The organism is Wolbachia endosymbiont of Tuta absoluta, assembly GCF_059414725.1.
On the sequence record NZ_JBNRJY010000545.1, the window covers coordinates 1 to 2771 of the forward strand.

2 protein-coding genes and 1 pseudogene are annotated in these 2771 nt (G+C 35.1%); all 3 read left to right on the forward strand.

What is annotated here, in order from left to right; all coding sequences use genetic code 11:
* Positions 1–287: 287 nt before the first annotated feature.
* Positions 288–707 (forward strand): annotated as a pseudogene (locus tag ACJ5GX_RS06065) (ankyrin repeat domain-containing protein); the annotation flags it as partial.
* A 257-nt stretch (positions 708–964) separates the two neighbouring features.
* Complete coding sequence (locus ACJ5GX_RS06070; protein WP_096097215.1) at positions 965–2146, forward strand: ankyrin repeat domain-containing protein; 1182 nt, start codon at positions 965–967, stop codon at positions 2144–2146.
* Positions 2147–2412: 266 nt separating this feature from the next.
* The coding region (locus ACJ5GX_RS06075; protein ID WP_495292810.1) for an ankyrin repeat domain-containing protein at positions 2413–2771 on the forward strand (359 nt) is incomplete at its 3' end.

Sequence of the window (2771 nt, forward strand, 5' to 3'; positions counted from 1 at the left end):
AGTGCGGGAAAACTGCATGCTGCGTTTGACGAGGCGGGAGCTGGAAACGTAAACATGGGAATTTTGGATTGAGGCCCAACATGAAAATAATGGATCAGCCACCAAGCCCTAAAGAGGCGCGCCAGTTCTCGACCCTACCAAAATCTATATGTACTAGTAATACAAGGCAAAAAATAATATCTACATTAAAATGTGCTGATAAAGAAGTTAATTGTCAGACATTAGCTTCTAGAGCAAATCCTAAGGTAATAGAAGCTAGGAATTACTTTAGCTATCATGATAATAGTACAAATGCGTTAAGCAGCGCAGTAAAACCTTCTTCTTTTATTAATAGTATGTTTAGTTATGTGAGAACTTCAATTACTGCTGTACTCAGTAGCCTATTTCAAAGTACCCCTGCTTTACCTCCTGCACAGCAATCTATTGCACATTCAACTGGAAGCTCAATTGGTTCTTCACAAGTTGATTGTAATGGAATAATTCTGCTAACTGCTGTAGCAATAAGTAAGTTCACAGGGAAAAGATATTCAATGCCACTGGATGATTCACTTTTAACGATAAGACAGGTTAAAGAAAGAAAACTTAATTCTCTAGAAAGAGATGTCAAGATGGCACTTAGCAAGTGTGACAAGCTTCATCAGTATCCTGAAAGCTCACTGAGCAACTTCACAATATCTAAAGGCGTGCATCATCAAAAGCACCTCTAAATCAGTTAAACTAAGCACTCTAATTCGAGTGCTTATTTACAAAACTTATCCCTTATTTCCTTTTCTAAAGCAGATTGCTTCTTATTAAGAGCAAAAAAATTTGAATAATGAAGCTCAGCATATTTTGTACAAAAGTTAACGTGGTAGGTTGCTGAAGACCTAATTTTTAACTATTGAAATTTTTCTCTGTAAATTTTGCTTGCACATATTAAGTTGCATGATATAAACCCGGGAGATTCTCTTTTAGGAGGTATTTGATGGAAAAACAAAAAATAATTGAGATTTTAGGAAGAAAATTAGTTTCTGCTATAAGCAGAGGTGATTTTCAGAAAGTTAAAGAATGTATTAAAGAGATAGAGTATGAACAAATAAAAAATGAAGTTTTGAATTATGAAAGATACTATATGAAACCTATACATCATGCTACTCTCTTGGGTAATTTAAAGATATTAGAGTTTTTATGTAACAGCGGTGCTGATGTTAATACTACTATTAGTAATCGATATTTGAGTACTCCCTTGCACATTGCTGCTAGACATGATAAACTAGAAATAGCAAAGTTTTTACTTGATCGTGATGCTAACATCAATGCTACAAATTATAAAGGCTTTACACCTCTGTACTTAGCATCTGACCACTGTCATTTAAATATGGTAAAACTCCTACTCTGCAAGGGTGCTGATGCTAGTATTCAAAGTCGTTACGGCAAAACAGCATTAGATGTTGTTGGAGATGCTAGAAAAGATGAATGTAGTAGTAGTGAAATTCAAAAAATAGAATCTGTATTGAGCAGTGCTACTGAAGCTGACTATGAAGCAAAATTAACTTCTATAAAAGCAGGTATTAAAGACGCTAACGACAGCACAGATTTGGTAAGTAGTGCAGCAAGTCTTTCGTTATCCACTACCAAAGCAATTAAGATGGAATTGGAAGTTAGTAATACCAAAGACTTGGCAAGTAGTACAGCAAACCCTTTCTCAGCCTCCACCAGGGCAAATACTAAGATAGGATTAGAAGCTGGTGATACTCCAGATCCTGCATCAAGCAGCGCAGTAAAGCCTTCTTCTTTTATTAATAGTATATTTAGTTGGGTAACCACTGCCACACTCAGCGGCTTATTCAGCAGTGCTCCTGCTTTACCTCCTGCACAGCAATCTGTTGACCACTTAGATGGTGGCCCAATTGGTTCTTCACAAGTTGATTTTAATGGAACAGCTCTACTAACTGATGTAATGATCAGAAAGTTCACAGAGAAAAAATACTCAAGGCCACTAGAAGATTCACTTCTCACAATACAAGAAATTAGAGAAAGAAAGCTTAACACTATAGAAAAAAACTTCGAGATAGCACTTAGTAAGTGTAAAAAACTTTATCAATGTCCTGAAAGTTCACTTAGCGATTCAACAATATCTAGGTTTTCATCATCACAGTCCCTCTAAATCAGTTAAAATAAGCACTCAAGTCTGAGTGCTTATTTTCGTATAATCCTCTTTAAGTTAAAGCTCTTATATGTTGGGAATAAGCTGCTACGAAATTTAAGTAAATTAAGGAGGTTTATGGTGTTTTGTACAAAAACTAAATGTAGCACATGATGAAATAACAATCTCTTACGTTGTAAATTTTTTTTAATTTTACATATAAATTTCACTAGCATATGCCCGAATTATGTGGTATAAGGGCAAAGATTTTATCTTTTAGGAGGGTTATGGTTACAAAAACAGAAGTTGAAAAATGGAGAGATGGGCTACGTTCTGCAGTAAAGGAACGTGATTTTCAAAAAGCTGAGGAGTATATTAGCGAAGGAAAGACACATACTACTAATGTTATTAACTCTAAAGATAGAAATGGTAACTCACCTTTATCGATTGCTGTTAGTAAACAAGATTTAGAAATGATGAGGTTTTTAATTGAGAATGGCGCAGATGTTAATATTGAGGATTATTTTCATGTGCCTCCTATATACTATGCTGTTACGAAGGGCACCACAGAAATGATAGAGCTTCTAATCGATAAAGGAGCAAGCATTAGTGGTTATTTTTCATATGCTGATAAAAAACGCACTCT